Source organism: Streptomyces sp. NPDC057877 (assembly GCF_042796855.1).
Lineage (GTDB): Bacteria > Actinomycetota > Actinomycetes > Streptomycetales > Streptomycetaceae > Streptomyces.
In genome coordinates this window covers 434164-456815 of the sequence record NZ_JBHVMS010000007.1, presented here as the reverse complement: position 1 = coordinate 456815, position 22652 = coordinate 434164, and the positions used below count along the sequence as shown (strand labels likewise).

General features: G+C 70.8%; 21 protein-coding genes. 1 reads left to right on the top strand and 20 read right to left on the bottom strand.

Annotated elements, in window-relative coordinates; translation table 11 throughout:
- Positions 1 to 14 precede the first annotated feature (14 nt).
- The 6 genes from carB to pyrR all read right to left on the bottom strand — a co-directional run bounded on the left by carB (position 15) and on the right by pyrR (position 8023).
- Positions 15 to 3323: a carbamoyl-phosphate synthase large subunit gene (gene carB / locus ACFVQG_RS23640; RefSeq protein WP_383386747.1), complete on the bottom strand. Its 3309-nt coding sequence runs from the start codon at positions 3321 to 3323 to the stop codon at positions 15 to 17.
- Entirely contained in the window at positions 3316 to 4458 is a 1143-nt protein-coding gene (carA, locus tag ACFVQG_RS23635; RefSeq protein WP_383386744.1) for a glutamine-hydrolyzing carbamoyl-phosphate synthase small subunit, read from the bottom strand. Before carA ends, carB begins: the two co-directional genes overlap by 8 nt.
- Complete coding sequence (locus ACFVQG_RS23630) at positions 4455 to 5015, bottom strand: hypothetical protein (protein WP_383386741.1); 561 nt, start codon at positions 5013 to 5015, stop codon at positions 4455 to 4457. Before ACFVQG_RS23630 ends, carA begins: the two co-directional genes overlap by 4 nt.
- Positions 5012 to 6307: a dihydroorotase gene (locus tag ACFVQG_RS23625; protein ID WP_383386738.1), complete on the bottom strand. Its 1296-nt coding sequence runs from the start codon at positions 6305 to 6307 to the stop codon at positions 5012 to 5014. Before ACFVQG_RS23625 ends, ACFVQG_RS23630 begins: the two co-directional genes overlap by 4 nt.
- A 5-nt stretch (positions 6308 to 6312) precedes the next feature.
- Entirely contained in the window at positions 6313 to 7293 is a 981-nt protein-coding gene (locus ACFVQG_RS23620; RefSeq protein ID WP_383386735.1) for an aspartate carbamoyltransferase catalytic subunit, read from the bottom strand.
- Positions 7294 to 7405: 112 nt separating this feature from the next.
- A complete protein-coding gene (gene pyrR / locus ACFVQG_RS23615; protein WP_383386732.1) occupies positions 7406 to 8023 on the bottom strand; it encodes a bifunctional pyr operon transcriptional regulator/uracil phosphoribosyltransferase PyrR in 618 nt (205 codons plus the stop codon).
- A 320-nt stretch (positions 8024 to 8343) separates the two neighbouring features.
- On the opposite strand from pyrR, the gene bldD reads away from it, so the two are divergent.
- Positions 8344 to 8844 carry a transcriptional regulator BldD gene (gene bldD, locus ACFVQG_RS23610; protein ID WP_383386729.1) on the top strand — a complete coding sequence of 167 codons (501 nt, stop codon included), beginning with the start codon at positions 8344 to 8346 and terminating at the stop codon, positions 8842 to 8844.
- Positions 8845 to 8975: 131 nt separating this feature from the next.
- Here bldD and nusB read toward each other — a convergent pair whose 3' ends face one another.
- From nusB to ACFVQG_RS23540, 14 genes are all read right to left on the bottom strand, one after another.
- Positions 8976 to 9410 (bottom strand): transcription antitermination factor NusB, encoded by a 435-nt coding sequence (gene nusB / locus ACFVQG_RS23605; RefSeq protein WP_383386726.1) that lies wholly within the window; start codon positions 9408 to 9410, stop codon positions 8976 to 8978.
- A gap of 2 nt (positions 9411 to 9412) precedes the next feature.
- Complete coding sequence (gene efp, locus ACFVQG_RS23600; RefSeq protein WP_383386723.1) at positions 9413 to 9979, bottom strand: elongation factor P; 567 nt, start codon at positions 9977 to 9979, stop codon at positions 9413 to 9415.
- 47 nt (positions 9980 to 10026) lie between these two features.
- On the bottom strand, positions 10027 to 11133 hold the full coding sequence (locus tag ACFVQG_RS23595; RefSeq protein ID WP_383386720.1) for an aminopeptidase P family protein: 1107 nt from the start codon (positions 11131 to 11133) through the stop codon (positions 10027 to 10029).
- A 115-nt stretch (positions 11134 to 11248) separates the two neighbouring features.
- Positions 11249 to 12082: a Pro-rich N-terminal domain-containing protein gene (locus tag ACFVQG_RS23590; RefSeq protein WP_383386717.1), complete on the bottom strand. Its 834-nt coding sequence runs from the start codon at positions 12080 to 12082 to the stop codon at positions 11249 to 11251.
- Between the two features lie 174 nt (positions 12083 to 12256).
- Positions 12257 to 13348, bottom strand: a complete 1092-nt coding sequence (gene aroB, locus ACFVQG_RS23585; protein WP_383386714.1) for a 3-dehydroquinate synthase — start codon at positions 13346 to 13348, stop codon at positions 12257 to 12259.
- Positions 13345 to 13860 carry a shikimate kinase gene (locus ACFVQG_RS23580; protein ID WP_383386711.1) on the bottom strand — a complete coding sequence of 172 codons (516 nt, stop codon included), beginning with the start codon at positions 13858 to 13860 and terminating at the stop codon, positions 13345 to 13347. The genes aroB and ACFVQG_RS23580 overlap by 4 nt, the downstream gene beginning before the upstream one ends.
- A complete protein-coding gene (gene aroC / locus ACFVQG_RS23575) occupies positions 13857 to 15041 on the bottom strand; it encodes a chorismate synthase (protein WP_383386708.1) in 1185 nt (394 codons plus the stop codon). Before aroC ends, ACFVQG_RS23580 begins: the two co-directional genes overlap by 4 nt.
- A 222-nt stretch (positions 15042 to 15263) precedes the next feature.
- Positions 15264 to 15752 (bottom strand): hypothetical protein, encoded by a 489-nt coding sequence (locus ACFVQG_RS23570; protein ID WP_383386705.1) that lies wholly within the window; start codon positions 15750 to 15752, stop codon positions 15264 to 15266.
- A 51-nt stretch (positions 15753 to 15803) separates the two neighbouring features.
- The gene (locus ACFVQG_RS23565) at positions 15804 to 16643 is read right to left on the bottom strand and encodes a shikimate dehydrogenase (protein ID WP_383386702.1); all 840 of its coding nucleotides are present in this window, start codon (positions 16641 to 16643) and stop codon (positions 15804 to 15806) included.
- Entirely contained in the window at positions 16624 to 18369 is a 1746-nt protein-coding gene (gene mltG / locus ACFVQG_RS23560; protein WP_383386699.1) for an endolytic transglycosylase MltG, read from the bottom strand. Before mltG ends, ACFVQG_RS23565 begins: the two co-directional genes overlap by 20 nt.
- Positions 18370 to 18493: 124 nt before the next feature.
- Positions 18494 to 18958: a Holliday junction resolvase RuvX gene (ruvX, locus tag ACFVQG_RS23555; RefSeq protein WP_383387082.1), complete on the bottom strand. Its 465-nt coding sequence runs from the start codon at positions 18956 to 18958 to the stop codon at positions 18494 to 18496.
- Between the two features lie 35 nt (positions 18959 to 18993).
- On the bottom strand, positions 18994 to 21666 hold the full coding sequence (gene alaS / locus ACFVQG_RS23550; RefSeq protein ID WP_383386697.1) for an alanine--tRNA ligase: 2673 nt from the start codon (positions 21664 to 21666) through the stop codon (positions 18994 to 18996).
- On the bottom strand, positions 21666 to 22022 hold the full coding sequence (locus tag ACFVQG_RS23545) for a hypothetical protein (RefSeq protein ID WP_383386694.1): 357 nt from the start codon (positions 22020 to 22022) through the stop codon (positions 21666 to 21668). The genes alaS and ACFVQG_RS23545 overlap by 1 nt, the downstream gene beginning before the upstream one ends.
- 6 nt (positions 22023 to 22028) lie before the next feature.
- On the bottom strand, positions 22029 to 22475 hold the full coding sequence (locus ACFVQG_RS23540) for a DUF948 domain-containing protein (RefSeq protein ID WP_383386691.1): 447 nt from the start codon (positions 22473 to 22475) through the stop codon (positions 22029 to 22031).
- Between the last annotated feature and the right edge of the window lie 177 nt (positions 22476 to 22652).

Genomic DNA, 22652 nt, shown 5'->3' with positions numbered 1-22652 from the left:
CCCTCGTCGGGCCGCTAGTCGCGGGCCGCGGTCAGGAATTGCGCGTGTTCCTGGAGCGACCGGACGCCCACGTCGCCGTGGTTGAGCGCGTCGATGCCCTGGACGGCCGCCGCGAGCGCCTGGACCGTGGTCAGGCACGGTACCGAGCGGGCCACGGCTGCCGTGCGGATGTCGTAGCCGTCGAGGCGGCCACCGGTGCCGTACGGGGTGTTGACGATGAGGTCGACCTCGCCGTCGTGGATGAGCTGGACGACGGTCCGCTCGCCGTTCGGGCCGGGGCCCTCGGACTGCTTGCGCACCACGGTGGCGTTGATGCCGTTGCGCTTGAGGACCTCGGCGGTGCCGGAGGTGGCGAGCAGTTCGAAGCCGTGCGCGACCAGCTCCCGGGCCGGGAAGATCATCGACCGCTTGTCGCGGTTGGCGACCGAGATGAAGGCGCGGCCCTTGGTCGGCAGCGGGCCGTACGCACCGGCCTGCGACTTGGCGTAGGCGGTGCCGAAGACGGAGTCGATGCCCATGACCTCGCCGGTGGAGCGCATCTCCGGGCCGAGGACGGTGTCGACGCCGCGGCCGTGGATGTCGCGGAACCGCGACCACGGCATCACGGCCTCCTTGACGGAGATCGGCGCGTCCAGCGGCAGTTCACCGCCGTCGCCCTCCTTGGGCAGCAGCCCCTCCGCGCGCAGTTCGGCGATGGTCGCGCCCAGCGAGATCCGGGCGGCGGCCTTCGCCAGCGGCACGGCCGTCGCCTTCGAGGTGAAGGGGACGGTGCGCGACGCGCGCGGGTTGGCCTCCAGGACGTAGAGGATGTCCCCGGCCAGCGCGAACTGGATGTTGATCAGGCCGCGCACGCCGACGCCCTTGGCGATGCCCTCGGTGGAGGCGCGCAGCCGCTTGATGTCGAAGCCGCCGAGGGTGATCGGGGGCAGCGCGCACGCGGAGTCGCCGGAGTGGATGCCGGCCTCCTCGATGTGCTCCATCACACCGCCGAGGTACAGCTCCTCGCCGTCGTAGAGGGCGTCCACGTCGATCTCGATCGCGTCGTCCAGGAACCGGTCGACGAGGACCGGCCGGGAGGGGCTGATCTCGGTCGACTCGGCGATGTAGGACGACAGCCGCGCCTCGTCGTAGACGATCTCCATGCCGCGTCCGCCGAGTACGTACGACGGCCGGACGAGGACCGGGTAGCCGATCTCGTCGGCGATGGCCTTGGCCTCGGCGAAGGTGGTGGCGGTGCCGTGCTTGGGGGCGGGCAGGCCCGCCTCGGCGAGCACGCGGCCGAAGGCGCCGCGGTCCTCGGCGGCGTGGATGGCCTCCGGGGAGGTGCCGACGATCGGCACGCCGTTGTCCTTCAGCGCCTGCGACAGGCCCAGCGGGGTCTGGCCGCCGAGCTGGACGATGACGCCCGCGACGGGTCCGGCCTGCCGCTCGGCGTGGACGATCTCCAGCACGTCCTCGAGCGTCAGCGGCTCGAAGTACAGGCGGTCGGAGGTGTCGTAGTCCGTGGAGACGGTCTCGGGGTTGCAGTTGACCATCACGGTCTCGTACCCGGCGTCGGACAGCGCGAAGGAGGCGTGGACGCAGGAGTAGTCGAACTCGATGCCCTGGCCGATGCGGTTGGGGCCGGAGCCCAGGATGATGACCGCGGGCTTCTCGCGCGGGGCGACCTCGGTCTCCTCGTCGTAGGAGGAGTAGAAGTACGGCGTCCGGGCGGCGAACTCGGCGGCGCAGGTGTCGACCGTCTTGTAGACCGGGCGGACACCGAGGGCGTGCCGCACCTCGCGGACCACGTCCTCGCGCAGACCCCGGATCTCGCCGATCTGGACGTCCGAGAAGCCGTGCCGCTTGGCCTCGGCGAGCAGTTCGGGGGTCAGCTCGGGGGCCTCGGCCAGTTCGTCGGCGATCTCCTTGATCAGGAAGAGCTGGTCGACGAACCAGGGGTCGATCTTCGTGTACTCGAAGACCTCCTCGGGCGTGGCGCCCGCGCGGATGGCCGCCATGACGGTGTTGATACGGCCGTCGGTGGGCCGTACGGACTCCTCCAGCAGCGTCTGCTTGTCGCCGGGCTCGCCCACGAACGTGAACTGGCTGCCCTTCTTCTCCAGCGAGCGCAGCGCCTTCTGGAAGGCCTCGGTGAAGTTGCGGCCGATGGCCATGGCCTCGCCGACCGACTTCATGGTGGTGGTCAGCGTGGAGTCGGCCTGCGGGAACTTCTCGAAGGCGAACCGGGGCGCCTTGACCACGACGTAGTCGAGGGTCGGCTCGAAGGAGGCCGGGGTCTCCTGGGTGATGTCGTTCGGGATCTCGTCGAGGGTGTAGCCCACGGCGAGCTTGGCGGCGATCTTGGCGATCGGGAAGCCGGTCGCCTTGGAGGCGAGCGCCGAGGACCGCGACACGCGCGGGTTCATCTCGATGACGATGACCCGGCCGTCGACGGGGTTCACCGCGAACTGGATGTTGCAGCCGCCGGTGTCGACGCCGACCTCGCGGATGATCGCGATGCCGACGTCCCGCAGCACCTGGTACTCGCGGTCGGTGAGCGTCATCGCGGGGGCGACGGTGATCGAGTCGCCGGTGTGCACGCCCATCGGGTCGAAGTTCTCGATGGAGCAGACGACCACGACGTTGTCGTGCTTGTCGCGCATCAGCTCCAGCTCGTACTCCTTCCAGCCGAGGATGGACTCCTCCAGGAGCACCTCGGTGGTCGGGGAGAGCGTGAGGCCCTGACCGGCGATCCGGCGCAGTTCGTCCTCGTCGTGCGCGAAGCCGGAACCGGCGCCGCCCATGGTGAAGGAGGGGCGTACGACGACGGGGTAGCCGCCCAGCTCCTCGACACCGGCGAGGACGTCGTCCATGGAGTGGCAGATCACCGAGCGGGCGGACTCGCCGTGCCCGATCTTCCGGCGGACCTCCTCCACGACCTCCTTGAACTGGTCGCGGTCCTCGCCCTTGTGGATGGCCCGGACGTTGGCGCCGATCAGTTCGACGCCGTACTTCTCCAGGACGCCGTTGTCGTGCAGCGAGATCGCGGTGTTGAGGGCCGTCTGGCCGCCCAGGGTGGGCAGCAGGGCGTCGGGCCGCTCCTTGGCGATGATCTTCTCGACGAACTCGGGGGTGATCGGCTCGACGTAGGTGGCGTCGGCGATCTCCGGGTCGGTCATGATCGTCGCCGGGTTGGAGTTCACCAGGACGACGCGCAGGCCCTCGGCCTTGAGGACCCGGCACGCCTGGGTGCCGGAGTAGTCGAACTCGGCGGCCTGGCCGATGACGATCGGGCCGGAGCCGATGACCAGGACGGACTGGATATCGGTGCGCTTAGGCACGCTGGCCCTCCATGAGCTTCACGAAGCGGTCGAACAGGTAGGCGGCGTCATGGGGGCCCGCTGCCGCTTCGGGGTGGTACTGGACGCTGAACGCCGGGCGGTCGAGGAGCTGGAGCCCCTCCACCACGTTGTCGTTGAGGCAGACGTGGGAGACCTCGGCGCGGCCGTAGGGGGTGTCGGAGACCTGGTCGAGCGGGGCGTCGACGGCGAAGCCGTGGTTGTGCGCGGTGACCTCGACCTTGCCGGTCGTACGGTCCTGGACGGGCTGGTTGATGCCGCGGTGGCCGTACTTGAGCTTGTAGGTGCCGAACCCGAGCGCGCGGCCCAGGATCTGGTTGCCGAAGCAGATGCCGAACAGGGGCGTGCCCTGCTCCAGGACGCCCCGCATCACGGAGACGGCGTGGTCGGCGGTGGCGGGGTCGCCGGGGCCGTTGGAGAAGAACACGCCGTCGGGCTGGACGGCGTAGACGTCCTCCACGCTCGCGGTGGCGGGCAGGACGTGGACCTCTATGCCGCGCTCGGCCATCCGGTGCGGGGTCATGCCCTTGATGCCGAGGTCGACGGCGGCGACGGTGAACTTCTTCTCGCCGATCGCGGGGACGACGTACGGCTCCTTGGTGGCGACCTCGGCCGACAGGTCGGCGCCCTTCATCTCGGGGGCCTGGCGGACCTCGGCGAGCATGGTGCCCTCGTCGGGCAGCGCGTTGCCGGAGAAGATGCCGACCCGCATGGCACCGCGCTCGCGCAGGTGCCGGGTCAGGGCGCGGGTGTCGATGCCGCTGATGCCGACGACGCCCTGGGTGGCCAGCTCCTCGTCGAGGGAGCGCCGGGAGCGCCAGTTGGACGGCACGCGCGCGGGGTCGCGCACGACGTAGCCCGCGACCCAGATCTTCCGGGACTCGGGGTCCTCGTCGTTCACACCGGTGTTGCCGACGTGCGGGGCGGTCATCACGACGACCTGGCGGTGGTACGACGGGTCGGTGAGGGTCTCCTGGTAGCCGGTCATGCCGGTGGAGAACACCGCTTCACCGAAGGTCTCCCCCACGGCCCCGTAGGCACGGCCGCGGAACATCCGGCCGTCCTCCAGGACGAGTACGGCGGGAACCTTGGTGGTTCCCCTTGTGGAGGTCGTCATCGTGCGCCTTCCATCTTGTTGATCATGTCGTTCAGAGTGGTGACCCAGGCGTTGTGCTCGGCCGCGCGGTCGGAGCGGAACCCGGAGTCGATCAGTTTCTCGCCGTGTGCCCAGGTCACCACGAGCAGTCCGCCCTCGGTGAGGACCTTGCCCGCGATGCCCTTGTCGAGCCGGGCCTCGCGCAGCGCGGCGGCGGGGACGAAGAAGTCGGCCGCTCCGGGGCGTACGACGTCCAGGCCCGCGTCCGTCAGGGTCAGCTCGACCCGGCTGCGGGTGCCCAGGCCGTGCGCCACGATGCGGTCCAGCCACTGACCGGCGGTGGTGGAGCCGTGGTAGCGGCCCTCCATGGTCAGTCTCGCCTCGCCGGGCTCCTCCGGCGCGCTGGGCAGCTCCGGCAGGTCCCCTTGGAGGGTGCCGCGCCACTTCCAGCCCTCGCGCATCAGCCAGTAGACGAGCGCGACGAACAGGATGAGACCGATGACCCAGCCGATCCGGGCGGCCCAGTCGGTCACTTCCGCCGATTCCTTCTCGGCGGCCAGCAGGATTACGGATGTCACGTGAGCTTCCCGTCGACGAGGGTGGCCTTGCCCCGCAGCCAGGTGTGCGTGACCCGGCCCGGCAGCTCACGCCCCTCGTAGGGGGTGTTGCGGCTGCGCGAGGCGAAGCCAGCGGGGTCCACGGAGCCACGGTATGCCGTGTCGACGAGGGTGAGGTTGGCGGGCTCACCTGCCGAGACAGGGCGGCCGTGGCCGGTGGCCTGACCGATCCGGGCGGGCGTGAAGGACATCCGGTCGGCTACCCCGGCCCAGTCCAGCAGGCCCGTGTCCACCATCGTCTCCTGGACCACTGACAACGCGGTCTCCAGGCCGACCATGCCCATGGCGGCGGCGGCCCACTCGCAGTCCTTGTCCTCGTGCGGGTGCGGGGCGTGGTCGGTGGCGACGATGTCGATCGTGCCGTCCGCGAGCGCCTCGCGCAGGGCCAGTACGTCGCGCTCGGTGCGCAGCGGCGGGTTGACCTTGTAGACGGGGTTGTAGCTGCGGACCATCTCCTCCGTGAGGAGGAGGTGGTGCGGGGTGACCTCGGCGGTCACGTCGATGCCGCGCGACTTGGCCCAGCGGACGATCTCCACGGACCCGGCGGTGGACAGGTGGCAGATGTGCACGCGCGAGCCGACGTGTTCGGCGAGCAGCACGTCCCGCGCGATGATCGACTCCTCGGCGACGGCGGGCCAGCCGCCGAGCCCGAGTTCGGCGGAGACGACGCCCTCGTTCATCTGGGCGCCCTCGGTCAGCCGCGGCTCCTGGGCGTGCTGGGCGACGACACCGCCGAAGGCCTTCACGTACTCCAGCGCCCGCCGCATGATCACGGCGTCGTGGACGCACTTGCCGTCGTCGGAGAAGACGGTGACCCCGGCGGCCGACTCGTGCATGGCGCCCAGCTCGGCGAGCTTCTTGCCGTCGAGGCCGACGGTGACGGCGCCGATAGGCCGCACATCGCAGTAGCCGTGCTCCCGGCCCAGTCGCCAGACCTGCTCGACGACTCCGGCGGTGTCGGCGACGGGGAAGGTGTTGGCCATGGCGAACACGGCCGTGTAGCCGCCGGAGGCGGCGGCGCGGGTGCCGGTGAGGACGGTCTCGGAATCCTCGCGGCCGGGCTCACGCAGATGGGTGTGCAGGTCGACCAGGCCCGGCAGCAGCACCTTGCCGTCGGCCTCGACGACCTCGGCGCCCTCGACGCTCTCGCCGGACAGGCCGGTGCCCACCTCGGCGATGGTCTCGCCGTTGATCAGGACGTCCTGGGGCTCGCCGCCGAGCACCTTCGCACCACGGATCAGGATCTTGCTCATGGGTCTTACTTCTCCTCGGTGGTACGGGCGTGGGTGACGGCGGGCTCGTTGCCGCCCAGCAGCAGGTACAGCACGGCCATGCGGATGGAGACCCCGTTGGTGACCTGCTCGACGACGGTGCAGCGGTCGGAGTCGGCGACCTCGGCGGTGATCTCCATGCCGCGCACCATCGGGCCGGGGTGCATCACTATGGCGTGCTCGGGCATCCGCGCCATGCGGTCGCCGTCGAGGCCGTAGCGGCGGGAGTACTCGCGCTCGGTCGGGAAGAACGCGGCGTTCATCCGCTCGCGCTGGACGCGCAGCATCATCACGGCGTCGGACTTGGGCAGCACCGCGTCCAGGTCGTAGGAGACCTCGCACGGCCAGGTCTCGACGCCGACCGGCAGCAGGGTGGGCGGGGCGACGAGGGTGACCTCGGCGCCGAGGGTGTGCAGCAGGTCGACGTTGGAGCGGGCGACGCGGCTGTGCAGGACGTCGCCGACGAGCGTGATGCGGCGCCCGGACAGGTCCTTGCCGAGCCCGGCGTCCCGCCCGACCAGACGGCGGCGCATGGTGAAGGCGTCGAGCAGGGCCTGGGTCGGGTGCTGGTGGGTGCCGTCACCGGCGTTGATGACGGCGGCGTCGATCCAGCCGGAGTTGGCCAGCCGGTAGGGCGCGCCGGAGGCGCCGTGCCGGATGACGACCGCGTCGACGCCCATGGCCTCCAGCGTCTGGGCGGTGTCCTTCAGGGACTCGCCCTTGGAGACGCTGGAGCCCTTGGCGGTGAAGTTGATGACGTCGGCGGACAGCCGCTTCTCGGCGGCCTCGAAGGAGATCCGGGTGCGGGTGGAGTCCTCGAAGAAGAGGTTGACCACGGTGCGACCGCGCAGGGTCGGCAGCTTCTTGATGGGCCGGTCCGCTACCCGGGCCATCTCCTCGGCGGTGTCGAGGATCAGGACGGCGTCGTCGCGGGTGAGGTCGGCGGCCGAGATGAGATGACGCTGCATCTTTCAGGCTCCGTAAGGCAGTTCGTTCGGGAGAACGGGAGATTTCGGGGCAGACGGGTGCGCGTGCGGGCGCACCGGAGCAGGCGTACGGCGGTGGCGTACGCCTCGGCTGCTACTGGGGGTCCGGCTTGGCGCCGAGCAGCACGGTGTCGCGACCGTCCTCCTCGGCGAGCAGGACCTTGACCGTCTCCCGCAGCGACGTGGGGAGGTTCTTGCCGACGTAGTCGGCGCGGATGGGCAGTTCGCGGTGGCCCCGGTCGACGAGGACCGCGAGCTGCACCGCGCGCGGGCGCCCGATGTCGTTCAGGGCGTCGAGGGCGGCGCGGATGGTGCGGCCGGAGAAGAGCACGTCGTCGACGAGGACGACCAGGCGGCCGTCGATGCCGTCACCGGGGATCTCGGTGCGGGCCAGCGCGCGCGGCGGGTGCATGCGCAGGTCGTCGCGGTACATGGTGATGTCGAGCGAGCCGCACGGCACCTTGCGCTCGGTGATCTGCTCCAGCTTGGCGGCAAGCCGCTGGGCGAGGAAGACGCCCCGGGTCGGGATGCCGAGGAGCACCACGTCGTCGGCGCCCTTGGCGCGCTCGACGATCTCGTGGGCAATGCGGGTCAGTACCCGCGCGATGTCGGGCCCTTCGAGCACGGGCCGGGCGTCGGACGCCTGCGCGTCCTGCTGCCTGGCCTGCTTGCCTGACGGGCTCTGCCTGCCTTGCTTGTCCTGCTTGTCCATACGAAACGGACCCCCTTCTCCGCCTCACGGGACGGACTTTAAAGGACGTCGGGATTGCGCCATACACGGTAGCAGGCCCGCTCGGCACCTCCGCGCGCCCCCCGGATCGCTCCCGAACACCCCCGGATCACGCCGTGGATCACCCTTGGACCGCCTCAGAACCACCCGTCTGGCCCAACCGGCCACCGATACCACGGAAGAGTCGGTGCGGACCATTCGGCTTGACGCGGGAGAGTAACGCTGCGTAACCTCACAGTGAGTTACCAACTGCGCGGCATGGAAGACGGCCGGCCGCGTCGACACAGTGTCCGGGGAGCTATATGTCCAGCGAATACGCCAAACAGCTCGGGGCCAAGCTCCGGGCCATCCGCACCCAGCAGGGCCTTTCCCTCCACGGTGTCGAGGAGAAGTCCCAGGGACGCTGGAAGGCGGTCGTGGTCGGTTCGTACGAGCGTGGCGACCGCGCCGTGACCGTGCAGCGCCTTGCGGAGCTGGCGGATTTCTACGGCGTTCCCGTACAGGAACTGCTGCCGGGCACCACCCCGGGCGGGGCCGCCGAGCCGCCGCCGAAGCTGGTCCTCGACCTGGAGCGGCTGGCCACGGTCCCGGCCGAGAAGGCGGGCCCCCTCCAGCGGTACGCGGCGACGATCCAGTCCCAGCGCGGCGACTACAACGGCAAGGTGCTGTCGATCCGCCAGGACGACCTGCGCACACTCGCCGTCATCTACGACCAGTCGCCCTCGGTCCTCACCGAGCAGCTGATCAGCTGGGGCGTGCTGGACGCGGACGCCCGCCGCGCGGTCTCCCACGACGAGGGCTGACCGCCCGCGTCACCCCGCAGAAACGTACCGCCGGAGTAACGGGGCGGACATCGGGACGCCGAAGGGGCCACAGCGCGCTGCTGTGGCCCCTTCGGCGTCTTGTCCCCGGCTCGTCGGCGGACGGGCCTGGCTCAGTCCTCGGCACGCCGCAGAGACGGCTTGAGGTCCTTCAGACGGCCCAGCAGACCGTTGACGAACGACGGTGACTCGTCCGTGGAGAACTCCTTGGCCAGCTGCACCATCTCGTCCAGCACGACCGCGTCCGGGGTCTCGTCGACCCAGATCAGCTCGTACGCGCCGAGCCGCAGGATGTTGCGGTCGACCACCGGCATCCGGTCCAGCGTCCAGCCGACCGCGTACTGGGCGATCAGCTCGTCGATGCGGGTCGTGTGCTCCGCGTAGCCCTCGACGAGCTGCATCGTGTACTCGCTCACCGGCGGCTGGCGCGGGTCGGACCGGGACAGCCGGATCCAGTCCGCGAGGACCGTCAGGACGTCGGCGCCGCGCTGGTCGCCCTCGAAGAGGATCTGGAAGGCGCGCTTGCGGGCCGTGTTGCGGGCAGCCACGGTTAGCTGTTCACCCGGCCGAGGTAGTCGCTCGAGCGGGTGTCGACCTTGATCTTCTCACCGGTGGTGATGAAAAGCGGGACCTGGATCTGGTGGCCGGTCTCCAGGGTGGCGGGCTTGGTGCCGCCGGTGGAGCGGTCGCCCTGGACGCCCGGCTCGGTCTCCTGGACGGTCAGCTCGACGGCGGCGGGCAGCTCGACGAACAGCACCTCGCCCTCGTGCTGCGCGACGGTGGCGGTGAAGCCCTCGATCAGGAAGTTGGCGGCGTCGCCGACGGCCTTGCGGTCGACCATGAGCTGGTCGTAGGTCTCCATGTCCATGAAGACGAAGTACTCGCCGTCCATGTAGGAGAACTGCATGTCACGCTTGTCGACAGTGGCCGTCTCGACCTTGACGCCGGCGTTGAAGGTCTTGTCGACCACCTTGCCCGAGAGCACGTTCTTGAGCTTGGTGCGCACGAAGGCGGGGCCCTTGCCGGGCTTGACGTGCTGGAACTCGACGACGGACCAGAGCTGGCCGCCTTCGAGCTTGAGCACCAGGCCGTTCTTGAGGTCGTTCGTGGAAGCCACGGTTGCGGAATCTCCTGGACTGACGTGGACGACCCCGGGGCACGCGCCTACAGCGCGAGCAGCTCCTTGGTCGTGATGGTGAGTAGCTCGGGTCCGCCGTCCGCCTCGGGGCGTACGACGAGCGTGTCATCGATCCGGACACCACCCCGGCCCGGGAGGTGGACCCCCGGTTCGACGGTGACCGGCACGCAAGCGTCCAGTTTACCCATGGCCGAGGGAGCCAACTGAGGGTCCTCGTCGATTTCGAGCCCGACACCGTGCCCGGTCAGCGTTTGCAGCCGCTCGCCGTGCCCGGCGGAGTCCAGTACCTGCCGGGCCGCGCGGTCCACGTCGCGGAAGCTGGCGCCGGGGGCCAGGGCCTCCCGACCGGCCCGCTGGGCGGCGAACACGAGATCGTACAGCTCGATCTGCCAGTCCGCCGGACTGGTGCCGATGACGAAGGTACGGCCGATCTCACAGCGGTAGCCGCGGTACGTGGCGCCCAGGCAGACGGAGAGGAAGTCGCCCTCCTCCACGCGCCGGTCGGTGGGCCGGTGACCACGGCGCCCGGCGTGCGGGCCGGTGCCCACGGAGGTGGGGAAGGCGGGCCCGTCGGCGCCGTGGTCGACGAGCCGCCGCTCCAGCTCCAGGGCGAGATGCCGTTCCGTGCGGCCCACCAGGATGGACTCCAGCAGTTCGCCCAGCGCCTGGTCGGCGATCTCCGCGCCGATCCGCAGACAGGAGATCTCCTCCTCGTCCTTGACCACCCTGAGCTGCTCGACCGCGCCGCCCAGGTCGGCCAGGCGCAGCCGCGGGGCGACCGAGCCGATGGCGCGGTGCCGGGCCACGGTGAGGTGGTGCTCCTCCACGGCGAGCGAGTCGGCGCCCTGCGCGGTGGCGAGGTCGGCCGCCGCGACGGCCGGATCACCGCCAGGGCCGGGCAGGACGTGCACCCGCAGCGCCTCGTCCGGCCTGCCCTCGGCGGGACGGTCGTTGGGCGGGCCGGCGCAGACCAGCAGATCCTCGCGCCTGCCCAGCAGCAGGGCGGCCCCCTTGGGCGCCGCACCCGCGAGATACCGCACATTGGCGCCCCGCGAGACCAGCGCCGCCGCGCTGCCACCCGCGTTGCACCGCTCCCTCAGCCGCGTCCGGCGAGCCGCGTACACCTCTGACATGACCCGAGCGTAAGAGCTGTACCGCCCGGGCGCCGGTCGGGGACGGCCGAGTGGGGGGCGGGTGGGACGGGCGGGGTGTTACGGGACATATGGGGCGCTCCTCCTGGAGCGCCCCCTACCACTGCGGCGGACTGGCGATCGACCTCGCCAGGACGTCATCCAGGACCCGCGCCGTCTGCGGCACGTCCATCTGTGAGTTGTCGATGATCGGCAGCCCCGAGCCGTACCACCCCGCCATCCGGCCGTGGATGCGGGCGACCTCCTCGTCGCCGAGACGGCGGTTGCCGGAGCGTTCGGCGTTGCGTTCCAGGACGATGTCGAGGCCGGGGAGGAGGACCACCGGGAGCAGGCCGGGGCCGACATGGCGCTTCCAGCCGCCGAGGCCGACCACGGGGCGGTCGGGGAAGACGGCGTCGTCGAGGATGCAGGAGATGCCGTTGGCGAGGAAGTTGCGCGCGGCGAAGCCGCAGGTGCGGCGGGCCAGGCGGTACTGCGCCTCGGAGTGCTCGTTCCACCCGGACTGGGGGTCGGCGAAGCCGGAGCGGACCCATTCGCGTACGTCGTCGAGGCTGATGTGTGCGGTGGGGACCCGGCGGTGGTCCGCCCAGTACTTGGCGACGCTGGTCTTGCCCGCGCCCGCGGGGCCGATGAGCAGCACCGCGAGGATCGTGGTGGCGGGATCCGCGGGGGCGGCCATGGCGGGCGGCGGGACCGGCATGCCCACCGGACCGCCGGGTGGCAGCGGCACATGGCCGGTGGTCTCCGGCGTGGGCGGCGGCGGGACCGGTGCCGGGTGATGCGGCACCGGCGGGACCGGTCCGGCCGGGGCCCCGCTGAAGCCGGGTCCCGGGTGGTGCGGCGGCCCCGGGTGGGGTGCGGCCGGTGACCAGGCCGGTGCGTGCCCGGGCTGGTGGGGTGGCGGCAGCTCGGATCCCACTGCGTGCTGCATCCGGTCCCACTCCGTCTCGTGCAAGTCAACTGGCGCTGGCGGCGAGGCTGTGCATACGCGGCTTCGCACGCTACCGAACGGTACCTTCCCCGGCCGTCCTTTGGTGAACGGCCGGGCGGGCCCCGAAGTGCCCGTCGCCGTCAGGCGGATCGGGCGGCGGTGACCACGGTGGGCCTACTCGGCGACCTCGCCGTACGCCGCCAGCAGCATGGCGGGGTCGGGGCCCTCCAGGACCGTGGGCTTGGCCAGACCGTCCAGGACGATGAAGCGCAGCAGGTCGCCGCGGGACTTCTTGTCGACCTTCATGGTCTGGAGCAGCTTGGGCCACTGGTCGTAGCGGTAGGTGAGCGGCAGCCCGACGGCCTCCAGGACGGTGCGGTGCCGGTCGGCGGTGGCGTCGTCCAACCGGCCCGCCAGTCGGCCCAGTTCGGCGGCGAAGTGCATGCCGACCGCGACCGCCGCGCCGTGCCGCCACTGGTAGCGCTCGTTCTTCTCGATGGCGTGGGCGAGCGTGTGGCCGTAGTTGAGGATCTCGCGCAGGCCCGACTCCTTCAGGTCCGAGGAGACCACCTCGGCCTTGACCCGGATGGAGCGCTCGATCAGCTCGGCCGTGTGCGGGCCCGCCGGGGTGCGCGCGCCCTGCGGGTCGGACTCGATGAGGTCCAGGATCGCCGGGTCGGCGATGAAGCCCGCCTTGATGATCTCCGCGAGCCCGGAGACGTAGTCGTTGACCGCCAGCGAGTCCAGCGCGGCCAGATCGCAGAGCACGCCCGCGGGCGGGTGGAAGGAGCCCACCAGGTTCTTGCCCTCGGCGGTGTTGATGCCGGTCTTGCCGCCGACGGCCGCGTCCACCATGGCCAGCACGGTCGTCGGGACGGCGATCCAGCGCACCCCGCGCAGCCAGGTCGCGGCCACGAACCCGGCGAGGTCGGTGGTGGCCCCGCCGCCGACGCCCACGACGACGTCGGTGCGGGTGAACCCGGACTGGCCCAGCGCCTTCCAGCAGTAGGCGGCGACCTCGGCGGTCTTGGCCTCCTCGGCGTTGGGCACCTGGATGGCGATCGCCTCGAAGCCCTGCTCGGCCAGGTCGGCCCGCAGCGCCTCACCGGTCTCGGCGAGCGCCTCGGGGTGGACGACCGCGACCCGCTTGGCCCGCTCGCCGATCAGCGCGCCGAGTTCACCGAGCAGCTGACGGCCCACCAGGACCTCGTACGGGTCGCTGCCCGCGGTGCCGCCGACCTGGATCCGGGTGACTGCCTCGCTCATGCTTCCTTCAACTCCAGGGCGTTCAGGACCTGTTGGGTGACCTCTTCGGGCGTGCGGCCGTCGGTCGCGACGACGGCTGCGGCGACCTGCTCGTACAGGTGCCGTCTGGCTTCCATCAGCTCGCGCCACTGCTTGCGCGGGTTGACCGCGAGCAGCGGCCGGGCGGCGTTGAGACCGGTGCGCTTGACCGCCTCCTCGACGTCCATGGAGAGGTAGACGACGCGCTGCCCGGCGAGCAGGGCGCGCGTGTCGGCGTCGAGGATCGCGCCGCCGCCGAGCGCCAGCACGCCGTCGTGCTCGGCCAGCGCGCCGTGCACCGCCCGCTTCTCGATGGCCCGGAAGGCCTCCTCGCCCTCGTCGACGAAGATCTCCGCGATGGACCGGCCCTGGGCGGTGACGATGTCGTCGTCCGTGTCCCGGTAGCCGGTGCCCAGGTGCTCCGCGAGGAGCAGCCCGACGGTGGACTTGCCGACGCCCATCGGCCCGACGAGGACGACCAGCGGGCCGGTCACCGGATCGCCAGGTTCTCGAGGTAGCCGCGGACGTTGCGGCGGGTCTCGGGCACGCTGTCGCCGCCGAACTTCTCCGCCACCGCGTCGGCCAGCACCAGCGCCACCATCGCCTCGGCGACGATCCCGGCCGCGGGCACCGCGCACACGTCGGAGCGCTGGTGGTGGGCGGCGGCGGCCTCGCCGGTGGCGACGTCCACCGTCTTCAGGGCCCGCGGCACGGTCGCGATCGGCTTCATCGCGGCGCGGACCCGCAGCAGCTCACCGGTGGTCAGTCCGCCCTCGGTGCCGCCGGAGCGGCCGGTGGCGCGCCGGATGCCCTCGTCGGTGGTGACGATCTCGTCGTGCGCCTGGGAGCCCGGCACCCGCGCCAGGTCGAAGCCGTCGCCGACCTCGACGCCCTTGATCGCCTGAATGCCCATCAGGGCCGCCGCGAGCCGCGCGTCCAGCCGCCGGTCCCAGTGCACATGCGAGCCGAGGCCGACCGGGACGCCGTACGCCAGCACCTCGACCACACCGCCGAGGGTGTCGCCGTCCTTGTGGGCCTGGTCGATCTCCGCGACCATCGCCTTCGACGCGTCGGCGTCCAGGCAGCGCACCGGGTCGGCGTCGAGCTTCTCCACGTCGGCGGGGGTCGGGTAGACGCCGTACGGTGCCTTGGCCGCCGCCAGCTCCACCACATGGGAGACGATCTCGATCCCGGCCGTCTCCTTCAGGTACGACCGGGCCACCGCGCCCAGCGCCACCCGTGCCGCGGTCTCGCGCGCGGAGGCCCGCTCCAGGATCGGCCGGGCCTCGTCGAAGCCGTACTTCTGCATGCCCGCGAGGTCGGCGTGGCCGGGGCGGGGGCGGGTCAGCGGCGCGTTGCGGGCCAGCTCGGCCAGTTCGGCCGGGTCCACGGGGTCGGCGGCCATGACCTTGTCCCACTTGGGCCACTCGGTGTTGCCGACCATGACCGCGACGGGCGAGCCGAGGGTCAGTCCGTGCCGGACGCCGCCGATGAAGGTGACCTCGTCCCGCTCGAACTTCATCCGGGCACCGCGCCCATAGCCGAGCCGCCGCCTCGCCAGGTGGTCCGCCACCATCTCGGTGGTGATCGGCACGCCGGCGGGAAGGCCCTCCAGCGTCGCGACGAGTGCGGGACCGTGGGACTCCCCCGCGGTCAGCCAGCGCAACCTGCTCAACGGTGCTCCTCAGTGCTCGCGCCCTGGTACTGCCTCACGTACGCGCGTCCTCGCGTACGCCGCGGCGCGACCGGGGTGCGCGGCCCTGGCCCGCCACCTCCGATCCTCCCACGTCCGGGCCCGTGTCCCGGCCGCTGGTCCATCAGGCGGACGGGCGGCGTGCTCGACCGGACCCGCCGGGCCGCCGCCGCGATCGCGCGGGCGCGCCCACGGCCGCGGACCTCAGCCGGACCCGTCGGGTCGCCGCTGCGGCGCGTAGGCGCCGAGGAAGTCCGCACCGCTCTCCTCGGTACGCGACGACTGCGGCGCGTAGGGGCCAAGGAAATCCGTGCCGCTCTCCTCGGTACGCGACGACTGCGGCGCGTAGGGGCCAAGGAAATCCGCACCGCTCTCCTCGGTACGCGACGACTGCGGCGCGTAGGGGCCAAGGAAATCCGCACCGCTCTGCTCACCGCGCGGCTGCCGCGGCGCGTAGGGTCCCAGGTGGTCGGCACCACGGCCCTGAGCGGGCTGCACCGTCACCTGCCCGTTCCGCATCGCACGCGCCAGGCGTCGCCGGGCCAGCTTGCGCTTCAGCTTGACCGACCAGGTCACGGCGACGGCGAGCAGGATCAGCACCAGCACACCGGTCTGCGCCCAGTCGGGCAGGAACCACAGCGCGGCCTCGAAGATCTCGCTCTTGGCGGACGCCAGTGGTATGTCCATGGACATGAAGACTTCTATCCCTCCCGGCCCACGCCCCCTGCGCGGACCGAGCGGATCCTAGCGTTCGGCGAGCGCGTGTTCGCCCGCTTTTCGCATCACGTCGACGGGGGCCGGGGCACGCCCGGTCATCTGCTCCACCTGGAGCACGGCCTGGTGCACCAGCAGGTCGAGCCCGCTGACGACCGCGCCGCCGTACGCCGACCAGCGGGCCGCGAGCGCGGTGGGCCAGGGGTCGTAGAGCACGTCGAACAGGGTGGCGGGCATCTCCGGTACGGCGGTGGCGAGCGCGTCGGTCGTACCGGCCGGGGTGGTCGCGATCACCAGCGGGGCGCGCAGCGCGTCGGCCGCGTCGGCCCAGTCGGCGGTGCGGACCTCGACGTCGAGCCGTTCCCCCCACTGCCGCATCTCCGCGGCCCGCGGCGCGCTGCGGACGTACACCGTGACCGGGCCGGTGCAGATCCGGGCCAGTGCGGCGAGCGCGGAGGACGCGGTGGCGCCCGCGCCGAGGACGGCCGCGGAGCCGACCTGCTCGATGCCGTGCTCGCGCAGGGCGGCGATCATGCCCGGGATGTCGGTGTTGTCGCCGAGACGGCGGCCGTCCTCGGTGAACACGACCGTGTTGACCGCCTCGACCGAGGCCGCTGTCTCACTGATCTCGTCCACCAGCGGAATCACCGCCCGCTTCAGCGGCATGGTCAGCGAAAGGCCCGCCCACTCGGGCCCCAGCTTCTCGAAGAAGCCCGGCAGTGCCGCCTCGTCGACGTCGAACCGGTCGTACGTCCAGCCGGTCAGCCCCAGCTCCTCGTACGCGGCGCGGTGCAGCGCCGGGGAGAGCGAGTGGGCGATCGGCGATCCGAGCACGGCGGCCCGGCGGGCGTCAGTTGCCCGTGTTCTCATTGAACTTGTCCCTGAGCCTTTCGAATTCCGCATAGGTCTTGGCGAACTCCGTGTTGGAGTGGCCGTCGGTCGCCACGAAGTAGATCCAGCCGTCGTCCGTCGGGTCGAGCGCGGCCTTCAGCGCCTCTTCACCGGGGTTGCCGATGGGACCGGGAGGCAGGCCCTTCTGCGTGTACGTGTTGTACGGGTCCTGGTCGCTGTTGATCTCTTCTTCGGTGATGTGGATGTCGCTCTTGCCCTTGGCGTAGTTGAACGTCGAGTCGAACTGGAGGAGCTGGTTGGTCTCCGTGTTCGTGGGCTTGAGGCGGTTGTAGACGACCTCCGCCATCTTGCGGAAGTCGTCCTGCGTCTTGCCCTCGGCCTGGACCAGGCTGGCGACGGTGACCAGTTCGAAGGCGTTCTCCAGGTCGAGTTCCTCGGCCTTGTCCTGGAGGTCGTACTCCTCGTACATGTCGTTGGCCTGCCCGACCATGTCCTTCAGGACCGCCTCGGGCTTCATGCCCTTGGCCGCGGGATAGGTGCCGGGGAAGAGGAATCCTTCCAGCGGGTCCTTTATGTCGCTGTTCTTGCCCACCCAGTCCGGCAGGCCGAGGCTCTTGGCCTTCGCCTTGGCGACGTCCCGCGTCGTGCCTTCCTCGAGGCCGAGTTTCTCGTCGATCTTCCCGTAGACCGACACGTTGCGCATGCCCGGCGTGACCATGACGTTCGCCTGGCTCTTGGGGTCGAGCATCATGTCGACGGCGCTCGCCGCGGACATCTCCTTGCGCAGGAGATAGGCGCCCGCCTGGATGGAGTCGCCCTCCGGGTCCTGCGACTGCGCGGCGACGAAGGCGTCCACGCTCTTGACGACGCCCGCCGCCTTCAGACGGCGGCCGATCTCATAGCCGGTCGCGCCCTTGGGGATCTCGACGCTGACCTGCTCGCTGGTGCCGTCGCCCGCGAAGTCCGGGGCCGCGCCGAAACGATCCTGGTAGAACTGGTAGCCGAAATAGGTGACCCCGGCGAGCCCCCCGCCGAACACCAGCGCGACCACCAGACAGGCGCACCCGCTGCGACTCTTCTTGTCCTTGCCGCCGCGCCCCCGCCGGTCACCGCGCCCCCGGCGGCCCCCGGCCTCGTCGTCGAGGTCATCGGCGCCGTCGTCATCGTCGTCGCCCGCGAAGAAGGCGTGCTCCCCCTGGTCGGGACCCGGGTCCCAGTCGGTCTGCGGCTCCGGCTCGGCGCGCCGTCGGCTCGGCGGCTCCGGCGGCGGGTAGGCGTCCGGCGTGTTGTAGAAGTCGGGCTGCTCACCGCCGTACGTCCCGGTCTGCTGGGCGTAGGGGTCGGCGGGATCGGCGGGGTACGGGTTCTGCGGGTGCGCGCCGGTGGACCAGCCGCCGGTGGCGTACTGCTGTTGCGGGTACTGCTGCTGGTCGTACTGCTGCTGCCCCTGACCGCCGTACTGCTGCTGCCCCGGGTCGGCGTAGTACGGGTCGTACTGCTGGGGGTACTGCTGCTGCGCCTGGGCGTACGGGTCCTGCGCGCCCTGGTCCCAGTCGCCGTACTGCTGCTGGCCCTGCTGCGGCTGCTGCGGGTAGTGCTGCGGCTGGCCGCCGTAAGGGGACTGCTGACCCGTGTGGGCCTGCTGGCCCGGGTGGGCCTGCTGTCCACCCCATCCGCCGTCCCCGTACAACGGGTCCTCCGGATCCCACGGTTCGGAGCCCTGGCCCCGGCCATACTCAGTCATCGATCCCCTAGAGCCGCGAGGCGGCGGTCACTCGGCTCGTCCGGGACCCGGTGTCCGTGCCGCCTCTCCTGTGCGGTGACTGTTCGAATGCCACCGCATCGCGCGGAACGTTACCGTATCGCGATCAGATGACCACTTCGACGCCCTCACCCGGAGCTTTACCTGACACCCGTTCGGATTCCAGTGCCTGCTGAAGGATGATCACAGCGGCGGCCTGGTCGATGACCGAGCGTCCCTTCTTCGACTTCACCCCCGAGGCGCGCAGTCCCTGGGTCGCGGTGACCGTGGTCATCCGCTCGTCGACCAGCCGGACCGGGATGGGTGCGATGCCCTTGGCCAGTTCCTTCGCGAAGACGCGGACCTTGGCCGCGGCCGGGCCCTCGCCCCCCTTGAGGGAGCGAGGGAGGCCGACGACGACCTCGATCGGTTCGTACTCCTCGACGAGCTGACGCAGTCGGCGGTGCGCCGCCGGGATGTCCCGGCCGGGGACCGTCTCCACCGGTGTGGCGAGGATCCCGTCGGGGTCGCAGGAGGCGACCCCGATCCGGGCGTCCCCGACGTCGATGGCGAGACGTCGGCCACGGCGCATGCCGGGGCCCGTACCGCCGTTCGGTGCGTCGGTGCTCACTTGGCCGTCTCGCCCACGAGCCGCTCGACCGCGTCGACGGCGTCGCCGATGGCGGCCGGGTTCTGACCGCCGCCCTGGGCGACGTCCGGCTTGCCGCCACCGCCGCCGCCGAGGGTCTTGGCGGCCGTACGGACCAGGTCACCGGCCTTCAGACCGCGCTCACGAGCGGCGTCGTTGGTGGCGATGACCGTCAGCGGCTTGCCGTTCACCACGGTGAACAGGGCGACCACGGCGGCCCGGCCGCCCTGGATGCGGCCCCGCACATCGAGGACCAGCTTGCGCAGGTCGTCGGCGGTGGTGCCGTCCGGGACCTGCCCGGCGACCAGAGCGATCCCGCGCACGTCCTTGGCGGACCCGGCGAGTCCGGCGGCGGCCTGGAGCACCTTCTCGGCGCGGAACTTCTCGATCTCCTTCTCGGCGTCCTTCAGCCTGCCGAGCATGGCGGAGACCTTCTCCGGCAGTTCCTCCGAGCGGCCCTTGAGCAGCTCGGTGAGCTGGTTGACCACCGTGTGCTCACGGGCCAGGAAGTGGTAGGCGTCCACACCGACGAGGGCCTCGATGCGGCGCACACCGGAGCCGATCGACGACTCGCCGAGCAGCTTCACCAGGCCGAGCTGGGCGGTGTTGTGGACATGCGTGCCGCCGCACAGCTCCTTGGAGAAGTCGCCGATGGTGACCACGCGCACCCGCTCGCCGTACTTCTCGCCGAACTCGGCGATGGCGCCCTGCTTGCGGGCCTCGTCGATGCCCATGACGTCGGCGCGCACGTCGAGGTCGCGGGCCAGCACCTCGTTGATCTTCTGCTCGACGTCGAGCATGACCGTCTGCGGTACGGCGGACGGGGACCCGAAGTCGAAGCGGAACCGGCCGGGCTGGTTCTCGGAACCGGCCTGGGCGGCCGTCGGGCCGAGGGCGTCGCGCAGGGCCTGGTGGGTGAGGTGGGTGGCGGAGTGGGCGCGGGCGATGGCCTTGCGCCGCCGGTCGTCGATGGATGCCTGGGCCTTGGCACCTACGGTGACCTCACCGACCTGGACGACGCCCTTGTGGACGTACACCCCCGGCACCGGCTTCTGGCAGTCGCGGATCTCGATCACGGCACCGGAGTCGACCTTGATCCGGCCGGTGTCGCCGATCTGACCGCCGCCCTCGGCGTAGAACGGGGTGCGGTCCAGGACGATCTCGACCTCGTCGCCCTCGGTGGCGGCCGGGGAGGACAGCCCGTCGACGAGGATGCCGACGACGGTGGACTCACCCTCGGTGTCGGTGTACCCGATGAACTCGGTGGCCCCGGCGGCATCGGCGATCTCGCGGTAGGCGCCGAGGTCGGCGTGGCCGGTCTTCTTGGCCTGGGCGTCGGCCTTGGCGCGCTCCCGCTGCTCCTTCATCAGGCGCCGGAAGCCGTCCTCGTCCACGGTCAGGCCCTGCTCGGCGGCCATCTCCAGGGTGAGGTCGATCGGGAAGCCCCAGGTGTCGTGGAGCAGGAAGGCCTTGTCACCGGGGAGCACGGTGGAACCGGCGGCCTTGGTGTCGGTGACGGCGGTGTCGAGGATGTTGGTGCCCGCCTTGAGCGTCTTGAGGAAGGCGTTCTCCTCGGCGAGGGCGACCTTCTCGATCCGCTCCCGGTCGGTGATCAGCTCGGGGTACTGCTGGCCCATCATGCCGATCACGGTGTCGATCAGTTCGGCGACGACCGGGCCGGTGGCACCGAGCAGGCGCATGTTGCGGATGGCGCGGCGCATGATGCGGCGCAGCACATAGCCGCGGCCCTCGTTGCCCGGCGTCACACCGTCGCCGATGAGCATGGTGGCGGTGCGCATGTGGTCGGTGACCACGCGCAGGGAGACGTCCGACTCATGGGCGTCGCCGTAGCGCACACCGGTCAGCTCGGTGGCCTTGTCGATGACGGCCATCGAGGTGTCGATCTCGTACATGTTCTGCACGCCCTGCAGAATCATGGCGAGCCGTTCGAGACCGAGCCCGGTGTCGATGTTCTTGCTCGGCAGGTCACCGAGGATCTCGAAGTTGTCCTTGCCGATGCCCTCGCCGCGCTCGTACTGCATGAAGACGAGGTTCCAGATCTCCACGTACCGCTCGTCGTTGACGGCGGGGCCGCCCTCGGCGCCGAACTCGGGGCCGCGGTCGTAGTTGATCTCGGAGCAGGGGCCGCACGGGCCGGGGACGCCCATGGACCAGTAGTTGTCCTTCATGCCGAGGCGCTGGATGCGCTCCTTCGGCACCCCGACGACCTCGTGCCAGATGCGCTCGGCCTCGTCGTCGTCCTTGTAGACGGTGATCCAGAGCTTCTCCGGCTCCAGGCCGTAACCACCCTTGTCCTGGGGCGTGGTGAGCAGCTCCCAGGCGTACTTGATGGCGCCTTCCTTGAAGTAGTCACCGAAGGAGAAGTTGCCGCACATCTGGAAGAACGTGCCGTGCCGGGTGGTCTTGCCGACCTCTTCGATGTCGGGGGTGCGCACGCACTTCTGCACGCTGGTGGCGCGGTCGAAGGGCGGCTTGACCTCGCCCAGGAAGTAGGGCTTGAAGGGCACCATCCCGGCGGGCACGAGGAGCAGAGTCGGGTCGTCCGCGATGAGCGACGCCGAAGGGACGACGGTGTGCCCGCGCTCCTCGAAGAAGCTCAGCCAGCGGCGGCGGATCTCAGCCGACTCCATCAGTGGTCCTCATTCCGGTTGTACGAGTACGTCGTCCGGTCGATGACGTACGTCTTCGTCTTGTTGCTGTTCTCGATGGCGGCGTACCGCCTGGCGGCGGGGAGTTGGGGGTCGACGGGTGCGTTCAGGCCGAGCGCCTCGTCGAGTTCGGCCTCCCGCTCGGCCATGTTGTCGCGGACGTCGAGGGCGAAGCCGACCGCGCGGTCCTTGAGCCGGTGACCGGCCTCGATCGCCTTGTTCGCCGCGGTGGCGGCGAGGCTCTCGGGGGTCAGCTGCCTCAGCTTGCGGTTGACCTTGGTGGTGGCCCAGACCCCGGCGGCCACGCCGGTGGTGAACCAGAAGGTACGGCGGAACACTCGCTCTCAGTCCTTCTTTCCGCGCTGGTTGCGCCTGCCCCACCGCGCGGCCGGGACCGTACGGCCCACGATCACCGTGCGCCGCGGCGCTCGCTCGGGTACGTCCTCACGTCGGCCGCCGAGGGCCCGGCGCACGCCGTACCCGAAGGCCGCGACCTTGACCAGGGGGCCGCCGAAGGTGGAGGCGACGGTGGTCGACAGCGCCGACGCGTTCGACGTGACCTCCTGGACGTCCGACGCGATCGCGTCGACCCGGTCGATCTGGGTCTGCGCCGAGCGCACCGCCGTGGAGGCGTCGGCCAGCAGCGGGACGGCCTGGTCGGTCACGTCCGCCACGAGCTTGGTGGTCGCCCTGAGCGTCTGGGCCAGCCTCGCCAGGGCCACGGCGAGGAAGGACACCAGGATCGCCCAGAAGACGGCCACCAGGATCCCGGCCACCTCTCCACCGGACACTGCGCACCCGCTCCCTGATACGTGCCTGAGCTCAGAAAAAGTCGTGCACCGAGCCTATCGCGCCGGGGGTGCGGGTCCGTACCCGATTAGGGCGCGCGCGGCGCGAAGTCGTGCGGGGGCGCGTAAGGGGAAGTCGCGCAAGCCGATTGTACGGACTGAATACGGTTCAGTACGCTC

Coding starts and splice junctions, on each gene's coding strand:
- mltG (WP_383386699.1), bottom strand. CDS start 18,369: ATGACTGAGTATGGCCGGGGCCAGGGCTCCGAACCGTGGGATCCGGAG.
- ruvX (WP_383387082.1), bottom strand. CDS start 18,958: ATGCGCCGTGGCCGACGTCTCGCCATCGACGTCGGGGACGCCCGGATC.
- aroB (WP_383386714.1), bottom strand. CDS start 13,348: ATGAGCGAGGCAGTCACCCGGATCCAGGTCGGCGGCACCGCGGGCAGC.
- ACFVQG_RS23570 (WP_383386705.1), bottom strand. CDS start 15,752: ATGTCCATGGACATACCACTGGCGTCCGCCAAGAGCGAGATCTTCGAG.
- bldD (WP_383386729.1), top strand. CDS start 8,344: ATGTCCAGCGAATACGCCAAACAGCTCGGGGCCAAGCTCCGGGCCATC.
- ACFVQG_RS23590 (WP_383386717.1), bottom strand. CDS start 12,082: ATGCAGCACGCAGTGGGATCCGAGCTGCCGCCACCCCACCAGCCCGGG.
- pyrR (WP_383386732.1), bottom strand. CDS start 8,023: ATGGACAAGCAGGACAAGCAAGGCAGGCAGAGCCCGTCAGGCAAGCAG.
- ACFVQG_RS23595 (WP_383386720.1), bottom strand. CDS start 11,133: ATGTCAGAGGTGTACGCGGCTCGCCGGACGCGGCTGAGGGAGCGGTGC.
- alaS (WP_383386697.1), bottom strand. CDS start 21,666: ATGGAGTCGGCTGAGATCCGCCGCCGCTGGCTGAGCTTCTTCGAGGAG.
- ACFVQG_RS23620 (WP_383386735.1), bottom strand. CDS start 7,293: ATGCAGCGTCATCTCATCTCGGCCGCCGACCTCACCCGCGACGACGCC.
- carA (WP_383386744.1), bottom strand. CDS start 4,458: ATGACGACCTCCACAAGGGGAACCACCAAGGTTCCCGCCGTACTCGTC.
- ACFVQG_RS23625 (WP_383386738.1), bottom strand. CDS start 6,307: ATGAGCAAGATCCTGATCCGTGGTGCGAAGGTGCTCGGCGGCGAGCCC.
- ACFVQG_RS23565 (WP_383386702.1), bottom strand. CDS start 16,643: ATGAGAACACGGGCAACTGACGCCCGCCGGGCCGCCGTGCTCGGATCG.